22 protein-coding genes are annotated in these 26,798 nt (G+C 65.3%); 4 read left to right on the forward strand and 18 right to left on the reverse strand.

The features are described 5' to 3' along the window. Positions 1-22 precede the first annotated feature (22 nt). The 15 genes from ACDH77_RS19910 to ACDH77_RS19980 form a co-directional block, all read right to left on the reverse strand. Complete coding sequence (locus ACDH77_RS19910; protein ID WP_109291776.1) at positions 23-1,162, reverse strand: MFS transporter; 1,140 nt, start codon at positions 1,160-1,162, stop codon at positions 23-25. Positions 1,163-1,240: 78 nt separating this feature from the next. Then, on the reverse strand, positions 1,241-1,882 hold the full coding sequence (locus ACDH77_RS19915; RefSeq protein WP_031424914.1) for a hypothetical protein: 642 nt from the start codon (positions 1,880-1,882) through the stop codon (positions 1,241-1,243). Positions 1,883-1,886: 4 nt separating this feature from the next. Continuing rightward, positions 1,887-3,335, reverse strand: a complete 1,449-nt coding sequence (locus ACDH77_RS19920) for an aspartate aminotransferase family protein (protein ID WP_031424915.1) — start codon at positions 3,333-3,335, stop codon at positions 1,887-1,889. Between the two features lie 11 nt (positions 3,336-3,346). Continuing rightward, positions 3,347-4,027: a class II aldolase/adducin family protein gene (locus ACDH77_RS19925; protein ID WP_008573853.1), complete on the reverse strand. Its 681-nt coding sequence runs from the start codon at positions 4,025-4,027 to the stop codon at positions 3,347-3,349. After that, entirely contained in the window at positions 4,014-5,660 is a 1,647-nt protein-coding gene (locus ACDH77_RS19930; protein ID WP_008573852.1) for a xylulokinase, read from the reverse strand. The genes ACDH77_RS19925 and ACDH77_RS19930 overlap by 14 nt, the downstream gene beginning before the upstream one ends. Further along, positions 5,660-6,577: a TorF family putative porin gene (locus tag ACDH77_RS19935; RefSeq protein WP_277574464.1), complete on the reverse strand. Its 918-nt coding sequence runs from the start codon at positions 6,575-6,577 to the stop codon at positions 5,660-5,662. Before ACDH77_RS19935 ends, ACDH77_RS19930 begins: the two co-directional genes overlap by 1 nt. Positions 6,578-6,659: 82 nt before the next feature. After that, complete coding sequence (locus tag ACDH77_RS19940) at positions 6,660-7,106, reverse strand: DUF2147 domain-containing protein (protein ID WP_277574465.1); 447 nt, start codon at positions 7,104-7,106, stop codon at positions 6,660-6,662. A gap of 511 nt (positions 7,107-7,617) precedes the next feature. Beyond that, the gene (locus ACDH77_RS19945) at positions 7,618-8,655 is read right to left on the reverse strand and encodes an SMP-30/gluconolactonase/LRE family protein (RefSeq protein ID WP_029820783.1); all 1,038 of its coding nucleotides are present in this window, start codon (positions 8,653-8,655) and stop codon (positions 7,618-7,620) included. A 213-nt stretch (positions 8,656-8,868) separates the two neighbouring features. Then, complete coding sequence (locus tag ACDH77_RS19950; RefSeq protein WP_014091488.1) at positions 8,869-10,053, reverse strand: endo-1,4-beta-xylanase; 1,185 nt, start codon at positions 10,051-10,053, stop codon at positions 8,869-8,871. A gap of 47 nt (positions 10,054-10,100) precedes the next feature. Then, positions 10,101-12,872: a beta-galactosidase GalB gene (gene galB / locus ACDH77_RS19955; protein WP_372353626.1), complete on the reverse strand. Its 2,772-nt coding sequence runs from the start codon at positions 12,870-12,872 to the stop codon at positions 10,101-10,103. 84 nt (positions 12,873-12,956) lie between these two features. Continuing rightward, the gene (uxaC, locus tag ACDH77_RS19960) at positions 12,957-14,375 is read right to left on the reverse strand and encodes a glucuronate isomerase (protein ID WP_218489040.1); all 1,419 of its coding nucleotides are present in this window, start codon (positions 14,373-14,375) and stop codon (positions 12,957-12,959) included. Positions 14,376-14,415: 40 nt separating this feature from the next. Next, positions 14,416-15,393 (reverse strand): endo-1,4-beta-xylanase, encoded by a 978-nt coding sequence (locus tag ACDH77_RS19965; protein WP_008573839.1) that lies wholly within the window; start codon positions 15,391-15,393, stop codon positions 14,416-14,418. A 100-nt stretch (positions 15,394-15,493) separates the two neighbouring features. Next, positions 15,494-15,895, reverse strand: a complete 402-nt coding sequence (locus ACDH77_RS19970) for a hypothetical protein (RefSeq protein ID WP_372353627.1) — start codon at positions 15,893-15,895, stop codon at positions 15,494-15,496. Beyond that, positions 15,892-16,884, reverse strand: coding sequence for an endo-1,4-beta-xylanase (locus tag ACDH77_RS19975; protein ID WP_277575418.1), 993 nt, complete (start codon positions 16,882-16,884; stop codon positions 15,892-15,894). The genes ACDH77_RS19970 and ACDH77_RS19975 overlap by 4 nt, the downstream gene beginning before the upstream one ends. A 9-nt stretch (positions 16,885-16,893) precedes the next feature. Next, positions 16,894-18,207 (reverse strand): MFS transporter, encoded by a 1,314-nt coding sequence (locus tag ACDH77_RS19980; protein WP_218505733.1) that lies wholly within the window; start codon positions 18,205-18,207, stop codon positions 16,894-16,896. A 460-nt stretch (positions 18,208-18,667) separates the two neighbouring features. Between ACDH77_RS19980 and ACDH77_RS19985 the strand changes: the two genes are divergently transcribed. The 4 genes from ACDH77_RS19985 to ACDH77_RS20000 all read left to right on the forward strand — a co-directional run bounded on the left by ACDH77_RS19985 (position 18,668) and on the right by ACDH77_RS20000 (position 25,127). Further along, positions 18,668-21,601, forward strand: coding sequence for a TonB-dependent receptor (locus ACDH77_RS19985; RefSeq protein ID WP_372353628.1), 2,934 nt, complete (start codon positions 18,668-18,670; stop codon positions 21,599-21,601). Between the two features lie 98 nt (positions 21,602-21,699). Beyond that, positions 21,700-23,187 (forward strand): MFS transporter, encoded by a 1,488-nt coding sequence (locus ACDH77_RS19990; RefSeq protein WP_372353629.1) that lies wholly within the window; start codon positions 21,700-21,702, stop codon positions 23,185-23,187. Positions 23,188-23,219: 32 nt separating this feature from the next. Next, positions 23,220-24,254 (forward strand): glycoside hydrolase family 43 protein, encoded by a 1,035-nt coding sequence (locus ACDH77_RS19995; protein ID WP_055026858.1) that lies wholly within the window; start codon positions 23,220-23,222, stop codon positions 24,252-24,254. Between the two features lie 339 nt (positions 24,255-24,593). Beyond that, positions 24,594-25,127: a lipocalin family protein gene (locus ACDH77_RS20000; RefSeq protein ID WP_184423226.1), complete on the forward strand. Its 534-nt coding sequence runs from the start codon at positions 24,594-24,596 to the stop codon at positions 25,125-25,127. Positions 25,128-25,186: 59 nt separating this feature from the next. Here the strand turns inward: ACDH77_RS20000 and ACDH77_RS20005 are convergent, their stop codons facing one another. The 3 genes from ACDH77_RS20005 to ACDH77_RS20015 all read right to left on the reverse strand — a co-directional run bounded on the left by ACDH77_RS20005 (position 25,187) and on the right by ACDH77_RS20015 (position 26,782). After that, the gene (locus ACDH77_RS20005) at positions 25,187-25,540 is read right to left on the reverse strand and encodes a ribonuclease E inhibitor RraB (RefSeq protein WP_372353630.1); all 354 of its coding nucleotides are present in this window, start codon (positions 25,538-25,540) and stop codon (positions 25,187-25,189) included. A gap of 213 nt (positions 25,541-25,753) precedes the next feature. Beyond that, positions 25,754-26,152: a DUF5076 domain-containing protein gene (locus tag ACDH77_RS20010; RefSeq protein WP_011349115.1), complete on the reverse strand. Its 399-nt coding sequence runs from the start codon at positions 26,150-26,152 to the stop codon at positions 25,754-25,756. 57 nt (positions 26,153-26,209) lie between these two features. Then, a complete protein-coding gene (locus ACDH77_RS20015; protein ID WP_008573822.1) occupies positions 26,210-26,782 on the reverse strand; it encodes a hypothetical protein in 573 nt (190 codons plus the stop codon). Positions 26,783-26,798 lie beyond the last annotated feature (16 nt).

Raw genomic sequence — 26,798 nt, forward strand, 5'->3', positions numbered from 1 at the left:
CCCATTCCGCACACGCTGTCGCTCATCGATCCCCCCTGTTCGGCTGCGCTCCGGCCGGCGCCCGGCGGCGCTGGTCGCGGCCGGCTGCCGCCGCCAGGACCGCCGCCAGCAATGCGGCGGCCAGACTGAACGCCGGTACCGGAGCCGGATCATCGTGCTGTAGCAGCAGCGAAGCGAGCAAGGGGCCGGCTGCCGATCCCAGCAACTGCACCGCCGGCACCAGCACCGCCACCCGGCCATGCGCGTCGGCACCGAACGCCAGGCCCACGTGGAAGGGCATCAGGAACATCCAGACCAGGCCGAAGCCCACGCAGGCAACCGTGAACGCGGCAGTGCCGGCCGGCGCCGCACGCGCCATGATGGCCGCCACCGCTGCCAGCACCAGGCTGCCGACCACCAGGGTGCGCGCGTGACCGAGCCGGCGCACCCACCAGATCGCCGCCAGCGCGCCGACGATCTGCATCGCCAGCACCAGCGAGGTGTGCGCCTGCACCGCCCCGGCATCCAGGCCCGCGCGCAACCCCAACGGTTCCAGGTACGCCCACAGCGCGCCGGTCGCGGCCATCTGCACGAAGGCAATCAGCAAGGGCAACAGGGTTGTCGGCGACCAGCGCACGCGGCTGGCCGGCGCGGTTGCGCTCACCGCAGACAGGGTCGCCGGCAGCAACGGTGTCAGCAGGGCCGCGCACAGCGTCACCGCGCCCAGCGCCACGAAACCGCCTTTCCAGCCGGTGGACGGCAGCACCCACAATGCCAGCAGGTTCGCCAGTGCGATCTGCGCTACCGCCTGGGTCAGCATGAACACCGCGGTGACCCGATCCGGCTTGGCCGCGCGCACGATGGTCAGGGTCGCCACCCACAACAGCAGCCCCTCCGCCAGGCCGGCAGCTGCGCGTACCAGCACGAATGCGGTGTCGCCGACCGCCTGGGTGGTGGCCAGGTCCAGCAGTGCCGCCAACAGCGCCGCCAGCACGGCGACCTGGCGCTGCCAGCGGTGCGGCAACAGCGCATCGCCCAACGCCACGCCCAGGCCCAGCGCGACGATCTCCCCCATTGCCACGATGCCCACGCCGGAGAGCGTGATCAGCTTCTGCTCGACCAATGTTCCCAGCAGGATCGGCTGTACGCCCAGGATGAGCAGGGCGATCGAACCGATCAACAAACCGGACGGCAACCCCTGCGAGGCGGGAACGGCCACGGCGGACAACGCGGATGGATGACTGCTGCGCATGAGATGCCCTCAGTAGGCCGTGCTTTCGGTGGGCAGGGCGCCATTGGCGAATGCGGCGCTCGCACGTACCTGGTCCTTGCGCAGACGCCCGTTGGCGATGCGACGCACCCACCACGGCAGCTGCCGGGTGGGTCCTCCGGTGGCCGCCGCCAGCACATACGCCTTGGCGCACTTTTCGAACAACGCGATGTTCAGCGCCAGGCGACGCGCACTGGTGCCCAGGCACAGCGGCCGCCGTGCCACCAGCACGGCATTGCCGATCGCCCCGGCCAGCGTGGCCGCCGCGTCGGCCGCGCGCACCGGCGGCGGCATCGGCCCCAGATGCCGCGCCTGTTCGTCGAACACCTGCGGCAACGCGCCGCCGCAGTCGGCCAGGCAGTGGCCGAAGGCACCGGCCGACCACGCCACCGCCCCCACATCGCCACGCTGCGCATAGACCTGCGCATGCAGGCGCTGCGCCGCATCCAGCGCGGCATCCTCGCGCCAGTCCAGCAGCAGCGGCGTTGACGCGGTGGCGCTGCCGATCCATATCTGCGTGGCGCCCGGGCAACGCAACGACAAGGCCGCGTCATCGTCGCCGAGCAAGTGGGAGGCCTGCAGCCGTTCGCGGGTCTGCAGCCAGGTGTCGCGCAGGGCATCGGTGGCGTTCATCGGCTCAGACCAGTGCAAAGACATCGTCGAAACGGTTCAGGGCCTCGTCGATCACCGCATCGGTGTCGGCCATGCTGGTGTAGATGCGGCTACCGGCCAGGGTGATCAGGCCATGCGCCGAATACGCCGCGCCCATCTCTTCCATCATGTGCTTGCGCGCCTTGGCTTCGTTGCGCACGCGCCAGAGTTTGTAGAGGTTGCCGGTGTCCAGCAGCAGCACGCCGGAGGTCTGCAGGTGCACGATCGAGCCCATGTTGTAGACCACGTACGGCAATCCGCGGCGCTGGATGATCGTCTCCAGACCCGCACGCAGGCGATCGCCGGCGCGACCGGCGCGGCCGGCGGCATCGTTCTGCTGCGCTTCCAGCAACGCGTAGTAGCCGGCCACGCAGGACAGCGGATTGGCCGAGAGCGTGCCGCCGACAAAGGCGCGCCGCGCGGTCGTGCCGATGCCGCCCACCAGGCTCATCATGACCTCGCGGCGGCCACCGATCGCCCCGGCCATCGGATAGCCGCCGGCCAGGCACTTGCCCAGCACGGTGATGTCCGGCGCAACGCCGAAGTAGCCTTGCGCACCGCCGGGGCCCAACCGGAAACCGGTGACCACTTCGTCGAAGATCAGCAGCGCCCCGAACTCGTCGCACAGCGCGCGCACCTGGCGGTTGTAGTCCGCATGCACCGGGCGGGTGCCGCTCTCCGGCCCCAGCGGTTCCAGCAGCACCGCCGCGGTGCCGCCGCGCAGGCGATTGAATTGCAGCTTGCGGCGCAACGCGTCCAGATCGTTGGGCAGGCATTCCTGGGTATGCGCGGTCGCCCCACGCGGAATGCCGATCGCTTCCATGCGGCCGGTGCCGGGCAGGCGCAGGCCGTACACCAACTGGTCGCTCCAGCCGTGATACGCACCGCCGATCTTGATGATCCAGCGCTTGCGGGTATACGCGCGCGCCAGGCGCACCGCGCCCATCACCGCCTCGGTTCCCGAACCGAGCAGGCGCACCATCTCCACCGCCGGCATGCTGGCGCAGACCAGCTCGGCCAGTTTGACCTCGTATTCGTGCAGCAGTCCGGTCACCGGTCCGCACTGGTCCAGCACCTCGTTGACGCGTGCGCGCAACGCCGGCGGGTTGGAGCCGAGCAAGGTCGGTCCGCCGGCCTGCAGGAAATCGATGTAGCGGTTGTCGTCGACGTCGGTCAGGTAGGCGCCCTCGGCGCTGCGCATCGCCAGCGAGAACGGGTAATTGAAGGCCAGGTTGTGCTGCACGCCGCCGGGAATCACCCGCTGCGCGGCGTCGCCCAACTGCTTGGAGCCTTGGCAGCGCTGCTCGAAGTAGCGCATCACCTTGTCCATGCCTTCGCGCCGGACCGGCCGCATCGGCTGTTTGACCAACGCATCGAAGCGGCGATACAGCTGGTCCACATCGGGCCATTGCGAAATCGCGGAAGTCACGCTCATTGTCGGTGCCATCATGTCTGGGAAAGGGAGGACGCGCCGGACGTGTGCCGGCTGGAATCCAGCGCCGTCAGCACCCGCTGCAGGCCGGCCGCGAGGTCGGGCTCGCGCGCCGCACGCGCCTGGATCTGCGTCTGCAGGTGGCTGCGCGCGACCAGCTCCAACGCCTCGACCACGGTGACGGCCGCCTCCAGGTTGGTGCCGCAGCAGACCACGCCGTGATTGCGCAGCAGATAGGCGTTGACGGTGGGCTGCAGCTGCCGGGCCAGCAGGCGGGCCAGCAGGCCGGTGCCCGACGGCATGTAGCCGGCAATCGGAATCCGTGCGCCGAGCAGGCGGCGCAACGCCGGTTGCGTCACCTCCAGCGGCGCGCCCAGCAGGGTGCAGGCGCTGGCGACCGGCTGGTGGGTGTGGATGCTGCAGCCCACGTCCGGGCGCCGCCGCATCACCTGCGCATGCAGGCCGGTTTCGACCGACGGCGTGCGCGTGCCGTCGAGCTGGTGCAGGTCCTTGGTGCGGACGATGCAGATATCCTCGGCCTGCATGCTCAGGTAGTCGATCGCCGAAGGGGTGACCGCGAAACACTCCGCATCGATACGCAAGGCGACATTGCCGCCGGTGCCGGCCAGATAGCCGCGGCGCGACAGTTCGATGCACAGCGCCACCACGCGCTGGCGTTGTTCAAGGGCAAACATGCGCGGCGACCTCCGGGGCGGCGGCAGGCGTGGAGGGATTGAGCCGTCGGTAGATCGGCGCCAAGGTGCGCTGCAGATCCTTGAATACCGCGTAGCGGTCGTCGTACAGCGCACGCGTGCCCGCATCCGGCTCGTAGACCCGCCGGGGTCGCTGCAGTGCCGCCAGATCGCCGAAGCCGAGCCGGCCCAGGCCGACCCCGGCGATAAAGGCCGCGCCGACCGCATTGGCCTGGATCGGATTGTGCAATTGCCGGATCGGCCGGCCGCTGACATCGGCGATGATCTGGCACCACAGATCCGACTGCGCGCCGCCACCGACCGCGGCAATCGTGCCTGGGTCGCAGCCGAGCAGGCGCGCGAACGGCTCCATCATCCAGCGCGTGTTGAACGCCACCCCTTCCATCACCGCGCGGATCATGTCTTCGCGGCTGTGCATCAACGAGAGATTGATCAGACCCGCACGCAGGCTCGGGTCTTCCACCGGCGTGCGTTCGCCGAACAGCCAGGGCATGTAGATCAACCCGTTGGACCCTGCGGGCACGCGTGCGGCGATGCGATTGAGCACTTCATAGACGTCCGGGCGCTGCTCGTCGCTGAGCAGTTCGTCGGCATGGAACAGGATGCGGTCGCGCAGAAAGGACAGGTTGGCACCGGCGGTGGTCTGCAGGGCGATCGCCAGATAGCGCCCTTCCACCGCGCACGGCACCGCGGCGATCGTACTGCGCACATCGGTTTTCATGCGCGGCACATGCGCGCCCAACCACGACGAGGTGCCCAGGTACAGGTGCGCGGCGTGGTCTTCCACCGCCGCGGCGACCGCCACGGCCGACGTGTCGATCGCGCCGGCCACCACAACGGTCTGCGGCGACAGGCCCAGCGCCTGGGCCACCTGCGGCAGCAGCGGACCCAGCACGGCAGTGGAAGGCACCAGGTCCGGCAACTTGTCGCGCTCCACGCCGACCATGTCCAGCAGGCCCGCGTCGTAGCGAATATGGTGCGGGTCGCGATTGTCGGTGACCCAGGTGGTCAGCATCGAATCGGGAGTGGCGCAGAACCGGCCGGTCAGGCGCAGGTTCATGTAATCGAGCACGTTGAGAAACTTGTGCGTGCGCTGGTAACGCACGGGCTGGTGATCGCGCAGATAGGCGATGTGGCCGGCGCAATCCTTGCCGCTGCGCGCAGGCGCGCCACCGCTCAGGCGCAACCATCGCCACAGGCGCAGGGGATCGTAGCCGCGCACATTGAGCCAACGCCCCTGCAGACGCCGGGCGATGGCCGCCTGGCCGCGCATGTCCAGCCACAGCATGGCGCGCCCGAGCGCCTGGCCGTTATGGTCCACGCAGACGGTGCCTTCGCCCTGGGTCGAGCAACACACGGCCACCACGCGTCGGCGCAGCGCCGCATCGCCCTGCACCACGGCAGCGGCGGTGGCGCTGAACGCGTCCCACCACGCGTGCGGGTCTTGTTCGGCAGCGACGCCCTGCACGTGCAGTTGCACCGGTTCGAACGCCCAGGCGAGCACCTTGCCGTCCAGCGTCACCAACGCGCATTTGCAGCCTGAGGTTCCCAGGTCCACCGCCAGCACCAGCGGCGCATTGCCGCCGGTGTCGTCTGCGAGCGTTTGGGTGCGCATCAGAACGTGTAGCCGATCGAGAACACCAGCGCATCGCCGTCGGTCTTGCGGATACGCTCGCCGTCCTGCACCCAGTACAACTGGTGCGCGTTGGTGTTGGTGGTCAGCCAGTCCAGGTTCCAGTCCAGGCCCCAACGCCGATGGGTGATGCCGATCTGGTAATCGGCGAAGTTGCCTTCGCGAAAGTTGGCCAGTTTCTGGTAGCCGGCATGCAGGCGCAGCGTCGTGGACGGCAGCAGCGAGGGCAGCAACGGCACCTGGGTATTGAGGTCGGCCAACACGGTGCCACGCGAATCCTGTTCGCCGCGCGCGTAGCACTGCAATGCGGCGGTCGGATCGATCGAGAAGCGCAGGATCTGCCCGCACACGCCGCCGGTATCGGCACCGCGGTAGGTCTTGGACACTACATACAACACGCGCCCTTCGACGATGCCGTAGCCCAGCTCCATCACGGCGAAGTCGCTGTTGTAGTTGGTCGTGCGCACGTCGGTCGGCGTGCCGGTTTCCAGGTCGATGCTGTGCGGCGCCATGAAGTGTGCGCCCGGGAATCGCTCGGTGGCCAAGCCCACGCCAGCGTGCCAGCCGTCCGGATTGCCGAAGCGATAACCGCCCGCCAGGGTGACGCCCAGGCCGTCGCCATTGACGAACTGCTTCTTGCTGACCCCGGCCACTTCCAGCAAGGCGACCAGCCCGCTGGCATGCACGAACTGGGTGCTCCACTTGGCCGAGGGCCGCATCAACGAATCGGAGATGCCGCGCGTGCGCTGTTCGCTCATCAGCTTGACCTGGTTGTCGAACTGATAGGTCGCCACGCTGCCTTCGCTGGCCGGGTCGGCTTGCTGGGCCTGCGCCGGCAGGCAAGCCGCACCTTGCAGCAACGCACACGCGACAACCGCGCCGACATGGATCTTCGCCATCTGGATTCCCCCGGTGGATGTGAGTGAGAACCGCCGCGATCGCGGCGGCCGGTGCTGCGCGCGCATGTAGCGCTGGCCGCAGCTAGTGGCTGGCGCACACCGGCGTGGATGGCAGGGCCTGCACGCGGGTAAACAGCATGTCTTCGCCGAGCACTTCGGCGCCGATGAACGCGCGCAGGGTCAGGCTGTCGCCCTTGCTACGCAGCGTGGCCTTGTAGCGCTTGCCGCTGCGCGGATCGAATGCCCAACCGTCGCGCCAGGTGCCGTTGTCGTCGCGCTCCAGGCGCGCGATCTGCACACCGCAGGTGTCCTTCGGCGTGCCGGCGTCCTTGTCCCACACCACCTTTCCGCACATCGCGCTGGCGGCATCGGTACACGGCGCAAATGCGATGACGGCGTCCTTGGCCGCAGTCAGCCACAGGCCCTGTACCGGCGAGGACGCTGCCGCCAGCGCAGGCATCAGCGGCAGCGCCGCTACGACAACGCACGCCAGGGTGCGCAGCAACCGGGAAACGCAAGCTTCGTTCATTGCCGCAACCCCGCGGGCAACCCGCTCATGACAGTAGTGAAAACTACCGTATAGCGATGATTACCTTTTTGCAACAGGCTCAAGCGTGGCGATTGCCTGGACAGCTGCACGCCTTGGCGCAGCAGGCGTTGCGCGGTGCAAGAGCGATTCGGTGCACGCCTGTTTTGACGCGCCGCACCACGGTTGCGGTCGCCAACGTTGGTGCGGCGAGCCAGGTAAAAGGCCTGGCTCGCAGGCGCTGCGGCCGGCGGTCGGAGGTGCGGGCACCACGCTGCTCGGTAAGACCGGCAGCGGTGGCGCTACGGGCGAGGACGCGTCGTGCGGGCGCGCGTCATGGCCGCTGGCCTTGTCTGCAAGCAAGCGGCCTGTGGCGGCTGGACGATTGACCGAGGCAGTACACAAGGCAGCCGATACAGCGGCAGTACCAGGCGATTGGCGCTGCGGTCAGACACGCATGCGGCCAGACGTGCGTGTCCATCGCGAGGCGATGCAGCAGCATCGCCGCGATCGTCTAGCGCACGAACTGCAGGCCCAGCGACTTCACGCGCACGCGCGCCAGCATCGCGTGCGAGGTCATGTACAGCGTGTGGCCATCGTTGCCGAAGGCGCAGTTGGAGACGGCCTCGCCGGTGGCGATGCGACCCAGGCGTTGGCCGGCGGGATCGAAAACGATCACCCCGCCGGGGCCGGTCGCAAACAACGTACCGTCGGCGGCAACCGCCATGCCGTCGGGCAGGCCGGGAACATCCTTGGCGATCAGGTCGGACGCATCGGCAAACACACGCTTGCCGGTGACGGCGCCCTGTGCATCCAGTGCATACGCCATCCAGATCGGCCGTTGCGGATCGGAGTTGGAGACGTACAAGGTGCGCGCATCCGGCGACAGGGCAATGCCGTTGGGAAAGCTCAGGCCATCGTCCAGCAGATGCACGCTGCCATCGGTGTCCAGGCGATAGACGCCATTGAAGCGCAGCTCCTTGACCGGCGATTTATCCAGATCCTTCAACCCGTACGGCGGGTCGGTGAAGAACACCACGCCATCGCTGCGCCGCACGACATCGTTGGGGCTGTTGAAGCGGTGGCCCTCGAAGGCAGTCGCAAGCGGTGTCTTCTTGCGCGTGACCGGATCGAGCCTGGCCAGGATGCGCGTGCCGGAATCGGCTAGCAGCACCGTGCCGTCGGGCTCGGCGTACAGACCATTGGCGCCGGCTTCGCGCAGCGTGGGCAGTTCCGGGCCGGTGTAGCCGGAGGGCGAGAGCAGGACCGACAGGCCGGCCTGTTCGGACCAGCGATACAGCTTGTTTTCCGGCACATCCGTAAACAACAGATAGCCTCCCTTGCGTACCCATGCCGGGCCTTCGGACCAGGTGAAGCCTTCGGTGAGCTTCTCGATGCGCGCATCGCTTGCCACCACATCACCGAAGCGGCGGTCGAATGTCTGCAGCTGGCCGATGGCCGCAAAACGCGGCGTCGGTGGAGTCTGCTTGGTGCAGGCAGCAAGCACCGCCAGCAACGGCACGGCCAACAGCAGATAAGACGGCAAGCGCATCGGTCAGTCCTGTCTCATGGTTGGGGGCATGATGCCATCATGCGTGTGCAGGCGACTGCGCATAGCGGCCACCAATGCATCGCGCGCATGCATCTATGAGGTGCACGGCACGCAGGAATGCGGTGTTTCGAGCCATCCATGCCGCACCGAACATCGGCCGTGCTCGCCTGTTGCCCGGGCCCTGGTTGTCAGCAGCTCTTGGGCCGGCAGCCGCTAGCGTGCAGCGGTTGCGGTGGGCACGGCCAACACCGCATCCAACGCCGGCTTGGGTTGATGATTGCGATCGAACAGCAGCGGATAGTTGGTGCGCCCAGGTACCGGGTAATCGTTTTTCCACGACATGTCATCGCTGACGCCCCACACGCTGACGCGCGCAATCTTGTCGCGCTTGCGCCAGAACAGCGCGAACAGTTCGGCATACCGGTCGCGCAATTGCGCCTGCACGTCGGCAGGCAAACCATCACGATAGGGGTCGAGAAAGCGCTTGAATTCCGGCAGCTGAAACTGCTTGTGCGCCATGCCGGTGCCGATGATCTGGCCTTCCTTGGTGAGCGGCAACACATCGATGTCCAGCTCGGTGATCATGACCTTGACGCCAAGCGCAGCGTACGCATCGATCGCGTCCTCGATGTCGCGCAAGCTGGGGTAGTTCAGCCCCCAATGGCCTTGCATGCCCACGCCATCGATACGGACACCAGCCTGCTGCAGCATCTTGACCATGCGCACGATGCCATCACGCTTGGCCGGCCGCCATGCATTGAAATCGTTGTAGTAGAGCTGCGCATCCGGTGCATAGCGCTGTGCGAAGGTGAAGGCATTGCGGACCACCGTGTCGCCGTCGCCCACGCGCTGTACCCAGTTGGTCGAACGGTAACTGCCGTCTTCGTCGATGATTTCGTTGACCACATCCCAGGCTTGCACCTTGCCCGTGTAACGCCCGGCCACCGCCGCGATATGCGCACGCATGCGTTCCAGCTGCTGTGCCGGCGTATTGGGCCGACCATCGGCGGTAGTGAAGAACCACTCCGGTGTCTGGTTGTGCCAGACCAGGGTGTGACCGACCACGAACTGCCGATTGCGCTGTGCGTAGGCCACGAATGCATCGGCTGCGCTGAAATCCTGCACCCCACGACGCGGCGCCACCACTTCGGCCTTCATCACGTTTTCCGCGGTCACCGCATTGAAGTGACAGGCCGCCAACGCAGCGGAGGCTGCGTCCTTGCCGGAGACGATATCGGCATTGACGGCAGTCCCCAGCAGAAACCCTTGCGCATACGCCTGCTTGAGCGAGGTGCCGGGCGTCCCGCACGCGGCCAGGGCCTGCAGCGTGCACACTGCACTGAGGCCGGCGATCAGCAATCCCAGGCGTTTGGTGAGGTTGGCGCGGTTGATGTGCATGAGCAGGTCCGTTGAGAGGTCACAGGTTTCGATTGCACTGGATCGCATCACTGCACCGCCACCTGGGTCTGTGCGGCTTGCAACGTGTCCGATTCCACATGCACGGTGATCGTGCCACGCGCCCCGGCCTTGGCACGCACGATCGCCAGGCACAGCCCATTGAAGGCATGACGTTGCGACGCAGCGAACGTTTCCAGATTGGTGGGGTCGCCGTTGTCGGTGGCCACCAACTCGCCAGGGCCTTCGATGCGGAAGCGCAGGCGGTCGCCCGCGGTCGGTGCGGGACGTCCGTCGCGATCGAGCAGGCGCACGGTGATGAAGCTCAGGTCTTGTCCGTCGCCGCGGATACTGCCCCGATCCGGCGTCAGCTGCATGCGCGCGGCGCGGCCTGCCGTCTGCACGCGCTCGCTGGCCCACGGCTTGCCGTCCTTGTACGCCTGCACCCGCAATTCGCCCGGCTGGTACACCACCGCGTCCCAGCGTAGCCGGTACTGCCGTGGCGCCTTGCGCTTGCGCCCCTGCGAAACGCCGTTGACGAAGAGTTCGGCCTCGTCGCCGGAGGTGAACACATGCACGGGCGTGACCTGTCCTTCGCGCCCTGGCCAGCTCCAATGCGGCAGCAGATGCGCCACCGGCAGTTCCGGACGCCAGCGCGACTGATAGAGCCAGTAACGGTCCTTCGGGAAGCCGGCCAGATCGAAGATGCCCGAGTAGGAACTGCGCGAGCTGTAATACGGGGTGGGCTCGCCCAGGTAATCGAACCCGGTCCAGACGAACTCACCGGCCACGTAAGGGTGTTGATCCAACGCAGCGAACACCTTGTCCGCGCTGGAGCCAAAGTCCACCGCATGCAGTTCGTACGCGCTGACCTGATGCGCCACCGAATCGCCGCCACGGCCATCGCGTACCGGTGCGCTGTTGTCCGCAGTGACCGGAAACAGGTACACGCCACGACTGCTCAGTGCCGAGGCAGTCTCGCTGCTGACAATGGCCTTGTGTGGAAACCGTGCATGGAACGCGGGGTATTGCGGCGGTTTACGGATGCGCTCGGTACCCTCGAACTCGGCTGCATCGCGGATGCCTTCGCCCTGGTAATTGAGGCTGACGACATCCAGCGCAGCGGGCAGCGGCATCTCGGGCGAGGCGTAGTTCATCGCCACCGTGGCCGGGCGCGTCGGGTCTTCTGCATGCACGATGGCGCGCAGCGTGCGCGCAATCGCCGCGCCCTGTTGGCTGGTGTATTGCTCGCCAACCTCGTTGCCCACGCTCCACAGCATCACCGAGGGGTGGTTGCGGTCGCGGCGCAGCATCGCGCGCAGATCGGCGGCATGCCACTGCGGAAACACCAGATGAAAGTCCAGCGGGGTCTTCTTCATCTCCCAACTGTCGAACACCTCATCCACCACCAGCAGGCCCATGCGGTCGGTCAGGTCGAGCAATTCGGGCGCAGGCGGGTTATGGCTCATGCGGATGGCGTTGGCGCCCATCTGCTGCAGCAATTGCAACTGTCGCTCGGCGGCGCGCCTGTTGAACGCTGCACCGAGCGCGCCCAGGTCGTGATGATTGTTCACCCCGCGGATCGGCACGTGCTCGCCGTTGACCAGTAGGCCCTTGTCGGCGTCGAACACGATGCTGCGAATGCCGAAGCGGGTTTCGTAGCGGTCCACCACGCGTCCCTGTTGGTCGACCTCGGTGACGGCCACATAGCGATGCGGGTGCTGCGTGGGTGGAGGCCCCCACAGGCGCGGGGCATCGATCCGGGTGCTGCCTTGCACCTGCGCCGTGCCGCCGGCAGGGACGCTGATGGGCTGCGCGGGAATGCGCGCGACCGCTTCGCCACTGGGCCGGTCGCTTGCATCGTCGAGCAGATAAATCGCTGTGCGCACCTGCGCCTGGGTTGCGCCGCGGGCGGCGTTGTCCAAGGTGACGGTCAGCTGCACCTGCGCCGCATCGGCCGAGACGTACGGCGTGGTCAGCTGCGTGCCCCAGTGCGCGATATGCAACGGCGCCGCTTTGGTCAGCCACACGTTGCGATACAGCCCACCGCCTGGATACCAACGCGCTGACTCGGGCGGGTTATCCAGGCGAATGGCCAATTGATTGCGCTTGCCTGCGATCACATACGGCGTCAGATCCACGCGCCAGGAGCTGTAACCGTACGGCCAGCCGCCGACAAGCTTGCCGTTGAGCCAGACCGTGGCGTAAGACATCGCACCATCGAGATCCAGAAACATCGCGCGGCCGCGATCGCTGGCCGGGATGTCCAGGCGCTTGCGATACCAGCCGATGCCCCAGCTCGGCAACCGACCCATGCCACCGTAAGGCCCATCTGCCAGGAACGGCCCGGCAATGGCCCAGTCATGCGGCAGGTCCACGGTTTCCCATGCGCTGTCGTCGAAGTGCGGCTGCACATACGCCACCGTGCTGCCCGGATTGCCTGGAGGGCGTATGTGCCGTTGGGCCGGGTCTGCGATCAAACCGTTGGCGGTGGGCAGGATCCACGGCTTGAGCACGCGCACGGCGGGCGCATCGATGAGCTGCGCTTGTTCCGGCTGCGCATCGGCCACCTTGCCATCGCTGCTGCGCACCACCTGCGGGCGCACATCGTAGTCCAGGATTTCCTGGTTTGCGGGCGGGTCGCCACGATGAAAGCGCCACTGCGCATCCAGCGAAATACGTTCGCGCGAGGCGTCGCTGGCAGCGTGCGGTGCTGCGATGATGGGCCATGCACTGCAGAGCCAGAAAAGCCCTGTGCAGGCACGTGCTGCATAACCTGCGCGCAGCGCTCGTGTGACGTTGTGCTTGGCGTGTTCACGCATCAGTTCACCGATCCTGCCGCTGCGCAGGATGCAGTGGCGCCGCGTGCGCACGCCTCGGCACTGCCGCCCTCCGTTTACGCCACCTCACAAGTTGTACGCTTGCTTGGGTAGGCGGTAGGCCAGGTCGATTGCCACCTCGGTTGCCTCGTCCTCTTCCAGCCGGTGCTCGGCAACGAGTTTGGCCAGGAAGGCGCTGTCCACGCGCCGCGCCACATCGTGCCGCGCGGGAATGGACAGGAATGCGCGGGTATCGTCGTTGAAGCCCACGGTGTTGTAGAAGCCGGCGCTGGCCAGGGTCTGCTCGCGAAAGCGCCACATGCCCTCCGGCGCATCATGGAACCACCACGCCGGGCCGAGCAGCAGGGAGGGGTAATGCCCGGCCAATGGCGCCAGCTCGCGGCTGTAGCTGGTTTCGTCCAGGGTGAACACGATCAGGCGCAGGCGCGGGTCGTTGCCATGCCGATCCAGCAGGGGCTTCAACGCATGCACGTAGTCGGTGCGCATCGGAATGTCGGCGCCCTTGTCGCGTCCGTACTGCCCGAAGAGCTGCCGATTGTGATTGCGGAAGCAGCCCGGATGCAGCTGCATCACCAGGCCGTCGTCAAGGCTCATCGCCGCCATTTCGGTCAGCACCTGCGCGCGAAACAGTTCGGCCTGCTCCGGCGTGGCCGCACCGCGCACCACCGTATCGAACAGGCGCTGCGCTTCGGCTGGTGACAGATCGGCGGTCGCGGCGCTGGGGTGCCCGTGATCGGTCGAGGTGGCGCCATGCGCGGCAAAGAACGCACGCCGTTGCCGATGCGCACGCAGGTAGCCATCCCAGCTGAGCACGTCCTCACCGGTGAGCGCGCCGAACTGCTGCAGCGCGCCGGCAAACTGCTCGTGCTCCGGGTCCACGACCGGGTCAGGGCGATACGCCGTCACCACCCGTCCCTGCCAACCGCTGGCGGCAATGGCCGCATGGTGCTGCAGCCGATCCAGCGGCGATTCGGTGGTGGCGATCACCTCGATATTGAAGCGCTCGAACAGCGCACGCGGCAGGAATGCCGGCGTTCGCAGCGCGGCGGTGATGTGGTCGTAATAGTGATCGGCGGTGCCGGCATCGAGACGGATACGCAAATCGAAGACATCATGGAACACATGATTGAGCCATAGCGCCGACGGCGTGCCGCGCAACAACGTGTAGTGCTCGGCAAACACGCGCCATGCCGCACGCGGGTCGACTGCTGCGCGGGTTCCATCTGCGCGCGGGATGCCCAGGGCATCGAGGTCGATGCCCTGGCTGTACAACATGCGGAATACATAGTGGTCCGGCACCAACAACAGTTCGGTGGCGTTGGCAAACGGTGCATTGGTGGCGAACCAGGCCGGGTCGGTGTGGCCATGCGGGCTGATGATCGGCAGCGTTGCGACCTGTGCGTACAGGCGGCGGGCGATCGCGCGCGTGCCGGGATCGGCCGGCAACAAACGATCGGGATGCAAGGACAACACGGAAGAACGCATGATCGATATCAGCCCTATGGACAATGAGAAGGAAGCCCGGTCAGGGCCTGCTGGCAACGTAGCTGCGTAGCCAGGTCAAGGCCGGGCGTTCGCTGCCGTCGTAATTGATCAGATATGCACCTTCATTTTCACGCCATAGACCGTGACGGAAACCCCACACGTTCACGCCACGCACGGCCGGATGCTCCCAGAACATCGGGAAGAAACGCTGCCAGGCTGCCAACTGCTGAGCGTCGGTACGCCCATCCAGGTCGAACTCGGTGATGTAGATCGGCAGTCCGGTGGACGCCAACAGGTCGAGGTTGGCGCGCTGCACCGAAACTGAGGGGCCGTTGCTCGACAGGTGCCCCTGGATGCCGATCGCATCGATCAGGTGTTCTTGCTGCAGCAGCTGGATGGTGTGCAGATACTGCCTGGCTTGGTCGTTGTACTCGGTGACGTTGTAGTCGTTGATCATCAACTTGGTATGGGGGAAATACTTGCGTGCCAGGCGGAATGCCTCAAGCACCCAGTCCACGCCGGTCGCCCCGGTGCCGCCCAGTGCCCGCAGATAGTTGCCCGTATCGCTGCGGCGATTGTCCGGCTGGTTGTGACCCGGCAGCGTCTCGTTGGCCACCTGCATCAAGTCGATGTCGGGGTAGCGCTGCGCAATCGCGGCAAACCAGTGCTCGATCGCCGCAAGCTGCTCGTTTGGCGGCAGGTTGCGCACCCACGTCGGCTGCTGGGCACCCCAGAGCCCGACATGGAACTGGAATTGCATGTGGTTGCGCTTGGCCAACTGGTAAGCCTCGTCGAGCGGGCCCCAGTTCATCTGGCCGCGCACGGGCTCGACGCTGCCCCATTTGCCCGCATTTTCGGGCACGTCGGCGTTCCAGTAGTTGGTGAAGCCCTGCGCTTGCTGTGGGCTGTAGGCGCTGCCCAGGACGCGCTGCTTGCCGGCAGCGATGGGCCCGGCAACAGCGGACGCATACGCGCCCAGCAACAGCACAAGCGTGAGCGGATAACGGAGTTTCAACATGTTGGCATCCTCGATAAGTGAGCAAGGCAGCTACGGAAAGGAGCAGGTGCGCTGACGTGCGTCGGATCGACGCCAAGTGCGCAGACACCTGGAACCGCGTCTAGGCCGGTTGCTCCACTCGCGCCGGCTGCGTCGTGACACCAGGCGGTGCACCACCGCCAGCGCCAGAATGTAGGCCGCACCCACCGTAAAAAAATTTCGAAATGTAGCCGCCGATGGCCTGCAAAACGAAACCAATGAACGGTGTGATCAGGATGGCGCCGAGGCTGTCCATTCTTGCGACTGCAGGACAAGCAAGCAGGTCAGCAAGCAGGTCAGCAAGCAGCGTAAAAGGACATGCCGACCCGCCTTGGTGTGCGGCAGTGGTCAGCGCGGTCAGCGCGGTCAGCGCGGCTATTTGCCACACGGCGCATGCAGCCAACACGATGACGTGCGCGCATCGGCATAAGGTCAGGACACCAGACAAAGGTCTGTGAGCGCGGCGCGCATCAATAATTGTCATGGCGCAGGTGCACCGGGATGGGCTGCAACGTAGTCGCGCAGCCACGCGAGCGCCGGACGTTCGGTGCGGTCGGCGCGGATCAGGTAGGCAGCTTCCTTGTCGCGCCACAACCCGGGCCGAAAGCCCCACAGGGTGATGCCATGCACTGCCGGGTGTTCCCAGAACACCGGAAACACACGCTTATAGTCGGCCAGCTGCTGCGCATCGGTCGGCCCGTCCAGATCGAACTCGGTGATGTAGATCGGCAGGCCTGTGGCGGCCAACGCATCCAGATTGTCGCGATGCACCGACATCGCCACCTCCGGCGTGGTCTCGAAGGCATGCTCCTGCACCCCGATCGCATCGACCAGGTTCTCACGCTGCAGCAGCCGCACGATCTGCAAATACTTCTGCGTGGCCTGCGCGCTATTGGTAATGCTGTAGTCGTTGATCATCAACTTGGTGTTGGGAAAATGCTGGCGCGCAAGCCGAAACGATTGCAGTACCCATTCCCAGCCGCTGTCGCCGTTACCCCCCAGCGCCTGCAGATAATTGCCGCCGCCGGTATCGGCCTTGCTGGGCGGGTCGTTGAGTGGCTCGTTCACCACCTCCAGCAGCGCGATATCCGGGTAGCGCTGCGCAACGGCGGCAAACCATTGCTCGATCTCGCGGCGCTGCTCGGCCGGCCGCAAGGTCTTGATCCATTCCGGCTGCTGGTTGCCCCACACCATGACATGCATCTGGAATGGCATCTGATTGGCCTGGGCAAACCGGTATGCCGCATCCAGCGTGCTCCAGTCCATCTGGTCGCGCACCGCCTCCACACTGCCCCATTTGCCGCCGTTTTCCGGGGTGAGCTTGTTCCAGTACTGCGCAAACCCCGGCGCCTGCTGCGCGCCGTACGCACTTCCGAGGAACTTGGACGCCGCCGCTGCCAGCGGTGCCGCGTGGGTTGGCGCGGCCATGCCCGCCGCCATCAATAACCCCAGTGTTACTGCGCGCATGTGCATAGGCTCACCTCAGGACGATATCGGCGCTGGATCGGCAGGCAACTGCGCCGGCTCCAGCTGCGGCACCAGCGTGTGCACGACGGCCAAGGCCAGCAGGTAGGCAGAGCCTGCCATCAGAAACACCGGCACATAGCTGCCGGTGGCTTGCAACAGAAAGCCGATGAAGGTGGCGATCAGCATGCCGCCCACCGCACCGGCAAAGCCGCCGATGCCCACCACCGTGGCAACCGCGTGGCGCGGAAACATGTCCGAAGGCAGCGTAAACAGATTCGCCGACCAGCCCTGATGGGCGGCAGTGGCCAGCCCGATCAGCGCGACCGCCAGCCACAGGTTGTCGGCGCGTGCGGCAAAGACGATGGGCACGACGGAAATCGCGCAGATCAGCATCGCGGTCTTGCGTGCGCGATTGACGCTCCAGCCACGTGCGATGAAACGCCCGGCCACCCAACCACCGGCAATGCTGCCGATGTCGGCCAGCACGAAGATCACGATCAAGGGCACGCCCAATTGCAGCAGGCTCAGGCCATATTCGGCGTGCAGGAACTTCGGCAGCCAGAACAGGAAGAACCACCAGATCGGGTCGGTGATGAACTTGCCCAGCACAAACGCCCAGGCTTGCCGATGCTGCAGCACCTGTAACCACGACAGCCGGCGCTGCACCGGCTCATGCGCATCGCTGCGGATGTGCGCCAGTTCTGCGGCAGACAACCGGGGTTGCTGCTCGGGCGGGTGATAGCTGAACCACCACACCGCCAACCAGGTTGCACTGAGCACGCCGGTGAACAGGAATGCCGCCTGCCAGCCCCAGGCGGTGGCAATCAACGGCACCAACAATGGGGCAACAATGGCCCCGATATTGGAGCCGGAATTGAAGATGCCGGTGGCCAGCGCGCGCTCACGGCGCGGGAACCATTCGGCCACCGTCTTGAGCGCTGCAGGAAAATTGCCCGATTCGCCAAGGCCCAGGAAAAACCGCGCAATCGCAAACCCCACCACGCTGGTGGCCAAGGCATGCCCCATCGCCGCCAGGCTCCACAGGCCGATCGCCAGCGCATAGCCGAGCCGAGTGCCGAAGCGGTCGATCACCGCACCGCTGCACAGCAAGCCCAGCGCATACGCCGCCTGGAATGCGGTGACGATATAGCCGTACTGGATTTCGTTCCAACCGATCTGCGTCTGCAGAAACGGCGCCAGCACGCCCAGTACCTGGCGGTCCACATAGTTGATGGTGGTGGCCGCGAGCAGCAGGGCGCAGACCCGCCAGCGCACCCGGCCGAGCCTTGCCGTTGCGGCCCCCGGGGCCGCGGCGGGCACCTCGCTCATGCGCGTGGCCTATGCGGGCGCGCCAGCGCGCCAGCTTCCTGCGCGGATTGCCCGACGTGGTGCAAGCGTGCACCCATCAGGTGCCGGCCGGGACCGTCGCTGCCGTGTTCTTCGGTTCGATTCATCGACCACTGCACCTGCACGAAGGTGGCCTTGCGCCACGGATGATAGCGCTACCATTAACACGGCATCGCGATAAATCCATCGCGCAGTGCAACACTGCGCCCCCGTACGCAAGCGCGTCCGGCGCGACGGCGTGGGTTGGCCGGCGGCCTGCCGGCGCGTGCACGCATCTATGCTGCCCTGCAGCGTGATGTTCCGATTTTGTTAGCGCTAACATCAAATGCACTGATCGTCCGTCTCCCCCATCGCACCATCGTCGCGCCGCGCAACGGCAGCGGCACTCCCTGCGCAGGGGCGATGCGTGGGACATCTGCTACCTGTTAGGGAAGGGATTACGGTGAAGAACAGCTACGCACGAACCGCGTTGTCCTGCGCGTTGGGATCCATCCTGCTGGGCATGTCCAGCACCGCCGCCTGGGCACAGTCCGCCGATGCCCAGAGCACGGCGCAAACCCCGCCAACCACTGCCGGCAATAACGATGCGGTGACCCAGCTGGATACCGTCACCGTGTCCGGCTACCGACGCAGCATCCAGTTCTCCACCGACGCCAAGCGCGATTCGGTCGGCTTTGCCGACACGGTGTTTGCCGAAGACATCGGCAAGTTTCCGGACATGAATATCGCCGAGTCGCTCAACCGCATTCCCGGCGTGCAGCTGGCGCGCGACGTCAACGGCGAAGGTCTCAATATCGCCATCCGCGGCCTGGGCACCAGCTTCACCAAGACCACGCTCAACGGCGCCAGCATCGCTACCGCCTCGATCGGCCTGAATGCGCAGAACCAGAACCGCGAAGTCGATCTGAATCTGTTCCCCACCGAATTCTTCACCCAGCTCACGGTGAGCAAGACACCCACCGCGAGCATGCTCGAAGGCGGCGTTTCCGGTGTGGTGGACATGCGCAGCGCGCGCCCGTTCGACCGCCCCGGCGTGCACTTCACCTATCAGGCGCAGGCCGACTGGAACAGCACCAGCGAAAAAACCACCCCACGCGGCGCTTTCATGGGCAGCTGGACCAATGAAGCAGGCACCTTCGGCGCACTGTTCGGTGTGGCGTCGGTCCGCAGCAAACTCGGCGTGCGCGGTTTCGAGAGCGTGGGCTGGACCAACCCCGGCCTCACCTACACCCAGTGCGGTCTCGCGCCGCCGGCAGGAACGCCAGCCACCAACCAACCGGCGGCTTGCAACGTCAATGGCGGCGGCAACTGGCGCATTCCAGACACTGTGCCCGCCACTGCCGGCAGCGGCCTCACCACCGGCGAGACCATCGACGCCGCCTGGCTGCTGGCGCGCAACCCGGGCCTGAGCATCGACCAGATCAGCGACGCGCTGATCCCGCGTCTGGGCCGCAGCGTCTACATGAGTGGCGATCGCGACCGCGATGCATCGGTCATGTCGCTGGAATGGCGCCCTTCCGACAGCATGCATTTTTACCTGGACACGCTGTACTCCGAAGCCGAGCGCACCACCGAGCGGATCAGCATGAATCTGATCGGCCGCAACGGCAACATGATTCCGCTCGGCATGCAGCTGGATCAGAACAACGTGGTGACCAGCGCCACCTTCGCCAACGCGCAGTACTTTTTGGAAGCGCGCCCGTACCACGAAAACGTCAAGTTCTGGAGCGTCAATCCCGGTGCGGAACTGCTGTTTGGCGCCGAGCAGGACATCAAGCTCAATGTGCAGGCCAATGCCACCCGTAGCTGGCTCGCGCGCGAATCGCCCAGCATCCTGGTCACCTCGCCGTTCACCACCGTGGACTACCGCAACGAAGGCGGCGACCACCCCAGCATCACCAGCCCGCTCGATCTCAACGACCCCAACCTGGGCTGGGGCTGGACGGGTGGCCGGGTCAATATCCAGAACGAAAAGCGCCAGACCGAAACGCGCGGCGCGCGCGCTGATCTGCAGTTCGGCGAGGACAAGCGCAACGTCAAGATCGGCGCGTCCTACGACATGGCCGAGCGCACCATCCGTGGCTTCGACAACAGCACTGCCTGGGAACAGGTGGTATGCCGCGGCAATGGCGGCAACGTGTGCAACGGCGGCGCCGGCTCGGCAATCCCGAACGCGGCCCTGGCCAGCTATCTGAAACCCGGCCCAGGCGGTTTCATCACGGCCGACTTCTCCCGCTTCCTGGCCGACACCAACTACTACGCGCTGCGCGATGCCGCACCGGAGAGCAACTCGGCCAACACCGGCGCTTCGACCGGCGGCATCCGCGAAAAAAATCTGGGCTTCTACATCGAGACCAATGCGGAAGCCGATGTCTGGAACCGCACCATGCGCTTCAACGCCGGCGTGCGCTATGTGACCACCGACCAGACCATTACCGGCCCGGTCACCATCAATGGCGTCCGCAGCGTGCAGGTGCTGGATTCGGATTACAAGGAAACCCTGCCCTCGTTCAACGTGGCATGGGACGTGGCCGACAAGGTGGTCATGCGCCTGTCCAGCTCGCGCACGCTGACCCGCCCCGATCCCAGCGCGATGCTGCCCAACACCAACTTCAGCGACCCTTCCGCGCAGACCGCCACGCAGGGCAATCCGAACCTCAAGCCGTATCTGTCGACCAATGTTGATTTCGGCGGCGAGTGGTACACCGGCGGCGAAGGCTATGTGGGCCTGACCCTGTTCAACAAGCGCATCACCGGCTTCACCGTCAACGGCATCCGCCGCATTCCGTTCAACGACCTGGGCGTGAACTACGACACGCTATTGCCGATCCAGCAGGCCGGCCTGGCCCAGCGCGGCGGCCCCAATGCGGCCACCGTGGATGTGCAGACGCAGGTCAATGCCGATGGTGTGCTCAATATCCGCGGCACCGAGGCCATCTGGGTGCAGCCGCTGGACAAGCTGTTCGACGGCCTGGGCTTCAGCCTCAACTACACCCACGTCAACCAGCAGTCCGAAGGCGAAGGCGTGCCGGCGGTGGCCGTCGGTGTCGCACCCAACCTCTGGAACGGCACCGTCTACTGGGAAAAGGACGCAGCCTCGATCCGCCTGTCCTACACCTGGAACGACGACATGGTGATCTCCGGCGCCAACCAGAACGGCATTCCGTATGCGCGCCTCAACGCCGATGCGCGCGGCCAGCTCGATATGTCGGCGAGCTACGCACTGGATTGGCTGCCGTCCAAGCCGCAGATCACGCTCAACGTCACCAATATCACCAACGAATCGTTGCGCACGACCTTCGCCTGGCCCAACGCCACCTACGACCTGTATGAGCCCGGGCGCACCGTCATGCTCGGCATCCGCGGTACCTTTTGAGTGTTGTCGTCATCGGTCGCCGTTCCTCCCAGCGGCGACCGATGGCGCAATGCGCGCCGCGGCGTTTTCCGCAGCATTCTTCGAGTCCGCCCCACCTCATGAACGATCGGTCACAGCAGCTCTCCTTGCGCGAAAAGATCGGCTACAGCCTGGGCGACCTGGCTGCCAATCTGATCTTCCAGACGCTGGTCACTTTCCTGGCGTTCTTCTACACCGATGTGTTCCGCATACCTGCCAGCGTGGCAGCGACGCTGATCTTTGTGGTCGGCATGCTGGGCGCGTTCGTGTTTACGCCGGTCATCGGTATCTTGGCCGATCGCACGCGCACCCGCTGGGGCAAGTTCCGCCCGTGGATCCTGTGGACCGCACTGCCTTTCGGGGCGTTGTCGCTGGCCGCCTTCAATACGCCCACGCTCGGCGAGCAGGGCAAGATCGCCTACGCCTTTGCCACCTACACCTTGCTGATGCTGGTGTACGTCGCCAACAACCTGCCGTATTCGGCCTTGAGCGGCGTGCTCACCGGCAGCATGGAGCAGCGCAACAGCTTGTCGGCGTATCGCTTTCTGGCGGTGACCTTTGCGCAGTTCATCATCCAGGTGCTGTTACTGCCGTTGGTCTTGATCCTGGGCAATGGCGACAAGGCGCAGGGTTTTCGCAACACCATGGCGCTGTTCGCGGCGATCGGCACGCTGTGCTTTCTGATCACCTTCTTCACCACGCGCGAGCGGGTGCTGCCGATCAGCGAACAACGCAACAGCGTGCGCCAGGACCTGACCGATCTGGTCCGCAACAAGCCCTGGCTGGTGATGCTGGCGCTCACCATCCTGGTCTTCATCAATCTGGCGATGAAGGGCGGGATGTACATCTACTACTTCAAGTACTACCTCGACGCGAATGCGTTGACGCAGTTTCTCGACCACGCCGGGTTCAACCGCTTCATCGCCGGCATCAACAGCGTCCTGACTGGCGCCGGCATGAGCGCGTTGCAGTGGCCACAGGACGCGCCGACTTCCGCATTTAGCGTATTCAGCGCCGGCGGCATCCTGGCGATGATCGTGGGCATCGGTTTTTCCAAACGCCTGGCCGACCGCTTTGGCAAGCGCAATGTCTTCGGCGGCGCGCTGCTGATCTCCACGCTGTTCCTGCTGGCGTTCTATCTGTACCCACCGAATGCGATCGGCTGGGTGTTCGCTTCCTACGTCCTGCACGGGTATTTCTACGGCATCACCATCCCGTTGCTGTGGGCCATGATCGCCGATGTGGCCGATTACTCGGAGTGGAAGAACCACCGCCGCGCCACCGCCATCATCTTCTCGGCGATGTTGTGCGGCTTGAAGATCGGACTGAGCGTAGGCGGCGCACTGGTCGCCGGCATCCTGGCGTTTTATGGCTATGACGCAGCACTGCCGCAGCAAGGCGCGGCCGTCACCAACGGCATCCGCCTGGCCATCAGCGTGTACGCCTCGCTTCCTTTCCTGTTCGGCACTGCATTGCTGGCGCTGTACGAAATCGACAAGGCGCTGGAAACCCGCATCGAGCACGAACTGGGCATGCGCCGCCAGGCCGCACCGCTCGCCACTGTCTGACCTCCCCTCCCACTTCATGCACAGGTACGCGCATGTCCGATGAACTGCAAGCCGCTAATCTGCAGGCGCTGGCGCGCACCGCCATTTCCGCACCGCTGGTCACCCACCTCTACACCGCCGACCCGTCCGCACATGTATTCGACGGTGCGCTGTATATCTATCCCTCGCACGACCTCGATGCCGGCGTGGCCTTCAGCGACGACGGCTCGCATTTCGACATGGCCGACTACCACGTGTTGCGCATGGCGCATCCGGGTGCGGCGGTGGAAGACCTCGGGCAAGTGCTGCATGTGCGCGATGTGCCCTGGGCGCAGCGGCAGATGTGGGCACCGGATGCGGCACAACGCAACGGCAAGACCTATCTGTACTTCCCCGCAAAACGCGCCGACGGCATGTTCCAGATCGGCGTGGCGGTGGGCGATCGCCCCGAAGGCCCGTTCGTCGCCGAGCCGCAGCCCATTGCCGGAACCTACTCGATCGACCCGGCCGTACTCGCCGCCGACGACGGCGCCCATTACCTGTACTTCGGCGGCATCTGGGGCGGCCAGCTGCAGCACTACCGCGACAATGCCTACGCGCAGACGCATCAGGAACCGGTGGGCGAGGCACCCGCACTTGGCCCGCGCGTGGCGCGCCTGCACGCGCACATGACCGAACTGGCCGAACCCAGCCGCGAAGTCGTCATCCTCGACGAACACGGCGCCCCGCTGCGCGCAGACGACCACGCCCGCCGCTTCTTCGAAGGTCCCTGGGTCCACCAACATGCAGGTCGGTACTACCTGTCGTATTCCACCGGCGACACCCACCAGATCTGCTACGCCACCAGCGATTCACCCTACGGCCCGTTCAACTACCAGGGCGTGCTGCTCGCACCGGTGGTCGGCTGGACCACGCATCACTCCATCTGCTTGTTCCAGGAGCAGTGGTATCTGTTCTATCACGACAGCGTGCTTTCGGGCGGCCAGACGCATCTGCGCAGCATCAAGATGGCACCGCTGGAACATGCTGCAGATGGAACGATCGCGACGATTTATCCGTATGGGGAAGACGCGGTATCGCCTTGGTGAGTGCCGTTGGGCAACCGCCCGCCGACATCCCTCGAGTCAGTGATCGCTGGGCAGCTGACGGTGGAAGAAACGTCCTTTCAGCTCGATGCTTCAGCGCACCTTGTCGTCATCACGGCGGCTGAGGGTTGAACAATACTCACGGCATAAATTGGGCGTTTCCGGCGTTTGAGTGGCTCCTTATTTGGCTCTTGAACGCAGATGACTCGGCAAACGGCACCGAGATGTCGCACGCACCAACACCAGTCTTGCCTCCAGGCTGGGACCACATCGCATGGGCTCGCATCCAGACGCAGTGCAGCTACGTATTGCTTTAGACGTGCCCTCTTAGGTAGAAGTGTCATGCGACGTAGTTCGATGCTGTTGTTACTCACGCTCGCGGTCCACGGCAGTGCTGGCGCAAGCGATTCACGCGCTGCCCTGCCCCGCGCAGACACCGTTGATGTGCCGCGCTTCATGGGCGACTGGTATGTGATTGCGCATATTCCGACCCGGCCCGAGCGCAGCGCCTACGACGCGGTGGAGAGCTACGCGCTGCGACCGGATGGTCGCATCCAGACCACCTTCACCTTTCGCAAGGGCAGCTTCCAGGCGCCGCTCAAATCGATGCATCCGATCGGCCAGGTGGCGAAGGAAGGCAATGGCGCGCTCTGGCGCATGCAGTTCTTCTGGCCGTTCAAGGCCGAGTACGTGATCGCCTGGCGGGACGCAGCCTATACGCAGACCATCGTGGCGCGCAGCAAGCGCGACTACGTCTGGTACATGGCGCGTACCCCGCAGGTCTCCGATGCCGACTATCAGCAAGCGGTCGAGCGTATCGCGGCGATGGGCTACGACGTGTCGCGGCTGCGACGCGTGCCGCAGTCTGCGCGCTGATGCGAAAGCGCTGATAGGAGGATCTGCACGCCGTGCAGTCCTCGAACCGGTCGAGCGCCTCAGGCGTCGTTCGCGTCCACAGAAAGTTCCCATCCATCGTTCAAGCCGCCCAAGGGCTTGGCCTCGGTTGCCAAGTCGTCCTCGAATGCCGAAATCGCCTTGTACGACGGCGCCATGATCGGATAGACCGTCACATCCATGGGAAACGCCGTATTTTCCGGGTAATGACAGCAGCGGACTTTCTGCTCGAAGCGAAGCATCTTCACCGAGAACTCCAGCGCCGATTCCTTGCTGGGGAAGACCACCGAAAAAGCGATTTCCCGCGGCTTTGAAAGGTCGACACCTTGCTGTGCGATATGCCAGAGCGTGTCGCCGTTATCGTCTTTGGGATACAGAATCAGATCTCGCTGCATGACACTCTCATCAGGACGCTCTCATCAGGTGTTGGTCGGGAAGGCCAGTGACGCCAGGATCTTTGCCCTTGGGCGAGAAAGCCAGCGTCGATGGTATCCAAAAGGCAGCACGGCGATGCGTCCGTGCCCGGCGCACTGCTAACCGAGTCATCGCAGTCAATAGAGGCTTGCCCGGGACGCGCGATCGCGCAACAAGGGCCTTGCACGGCGCCGCTAGTGCTCGACTGGCAGCGCTCCCTCTTGCCGACCGCTCGGGTCGGCAACGCGTCGCAAGAAGTCATCCAGCATCAGCGTGCGACATTGCGCGAGCGGCATGCCATCGCGCTGTGCGTACATCCGCGAAGCATGCTCGAACAGATCCGCAAGCAGTTCGCCGAAGTCCTCTGCACCGCCACCCAGATCGCGATTGATGCTCACGTGCAGCTGTTCATTCGCGGCCCATAGACGCAGCAGTTCGAAGGCCTCCGGATCGGCCAGTGCGTCGGGCGGGATAATCAATTCACCATCGTGCATGTCTTCCCTCGTCGGGGTCGCACGTTCAATGAACCCGCGCGGTGTCGTCGATGCCTTGCATTCGCCAGCGCGCACGCACGCGACATCAGTGATCAGCAACCGTGGGGCGATGACAGGTGCCGGCTCACGCCGGCGCCTGCTGCTCCGCTGAGTGCCTCACGGCACCCAGATCAAATTCATCACCTGCGGATCGGCGGTCACCTTGACCAGCTTGCCGCTGGGGCCGAACTGCACCTGGTACTCGGAGAAGCTGTCGCGCCAGTAGCGCCACAGCGAGGCGTCCAGGTTGGGGTTTTCGCTGCTGATCGGGTAGCCGACCGCCATCAGCACCTGTTCGCGGGTCATGCCGCCGGTTAGCTTGCCATCGTTGATCGCCTGGCGAATCTTGGGCGGGAAGGTAGCGAGCTTGAGCTTGGGGTCGGTGGTGACGACATACCGGGCGGCAAAGGCGGTGTTGTCCAGGTCGCGGCTGTAATCGTTGCCGATGGACTGCTTTTCGCCGGCGATCTTGAGGTTGACGCGGTTGCGGCCGAAGCCGGTGACGCTGACCGGGGTGCCGACCGGGAGCATGCGCTTGCCGTCTTCGGCGTAGTTGCTGTCGCTGATCCAGCTGCCGTCGGTGCGCAGGTTGCAGCACAGAAAGCCGTCGTACTTGGCGACATCGGCGGCGCTGGCCAGGTTGGCGGCGGCGAACAGGCCCAGGGCCAGCAGGGAAGGATGCAGACGCATCGAAAGACTCCTTTCT

Source organism: Xanthomonas axonopodis pv. maculifoliigardeniae (assembly GCF_041519315.1).
Classification (GTDB): domain Bacteria; phylum Pseudomonadota; class Gammaproteobacteria; order Xanthomonadales; family Xanthomonadaceae; genus Xanthomonas; species Xanthomonas euvesicatoria.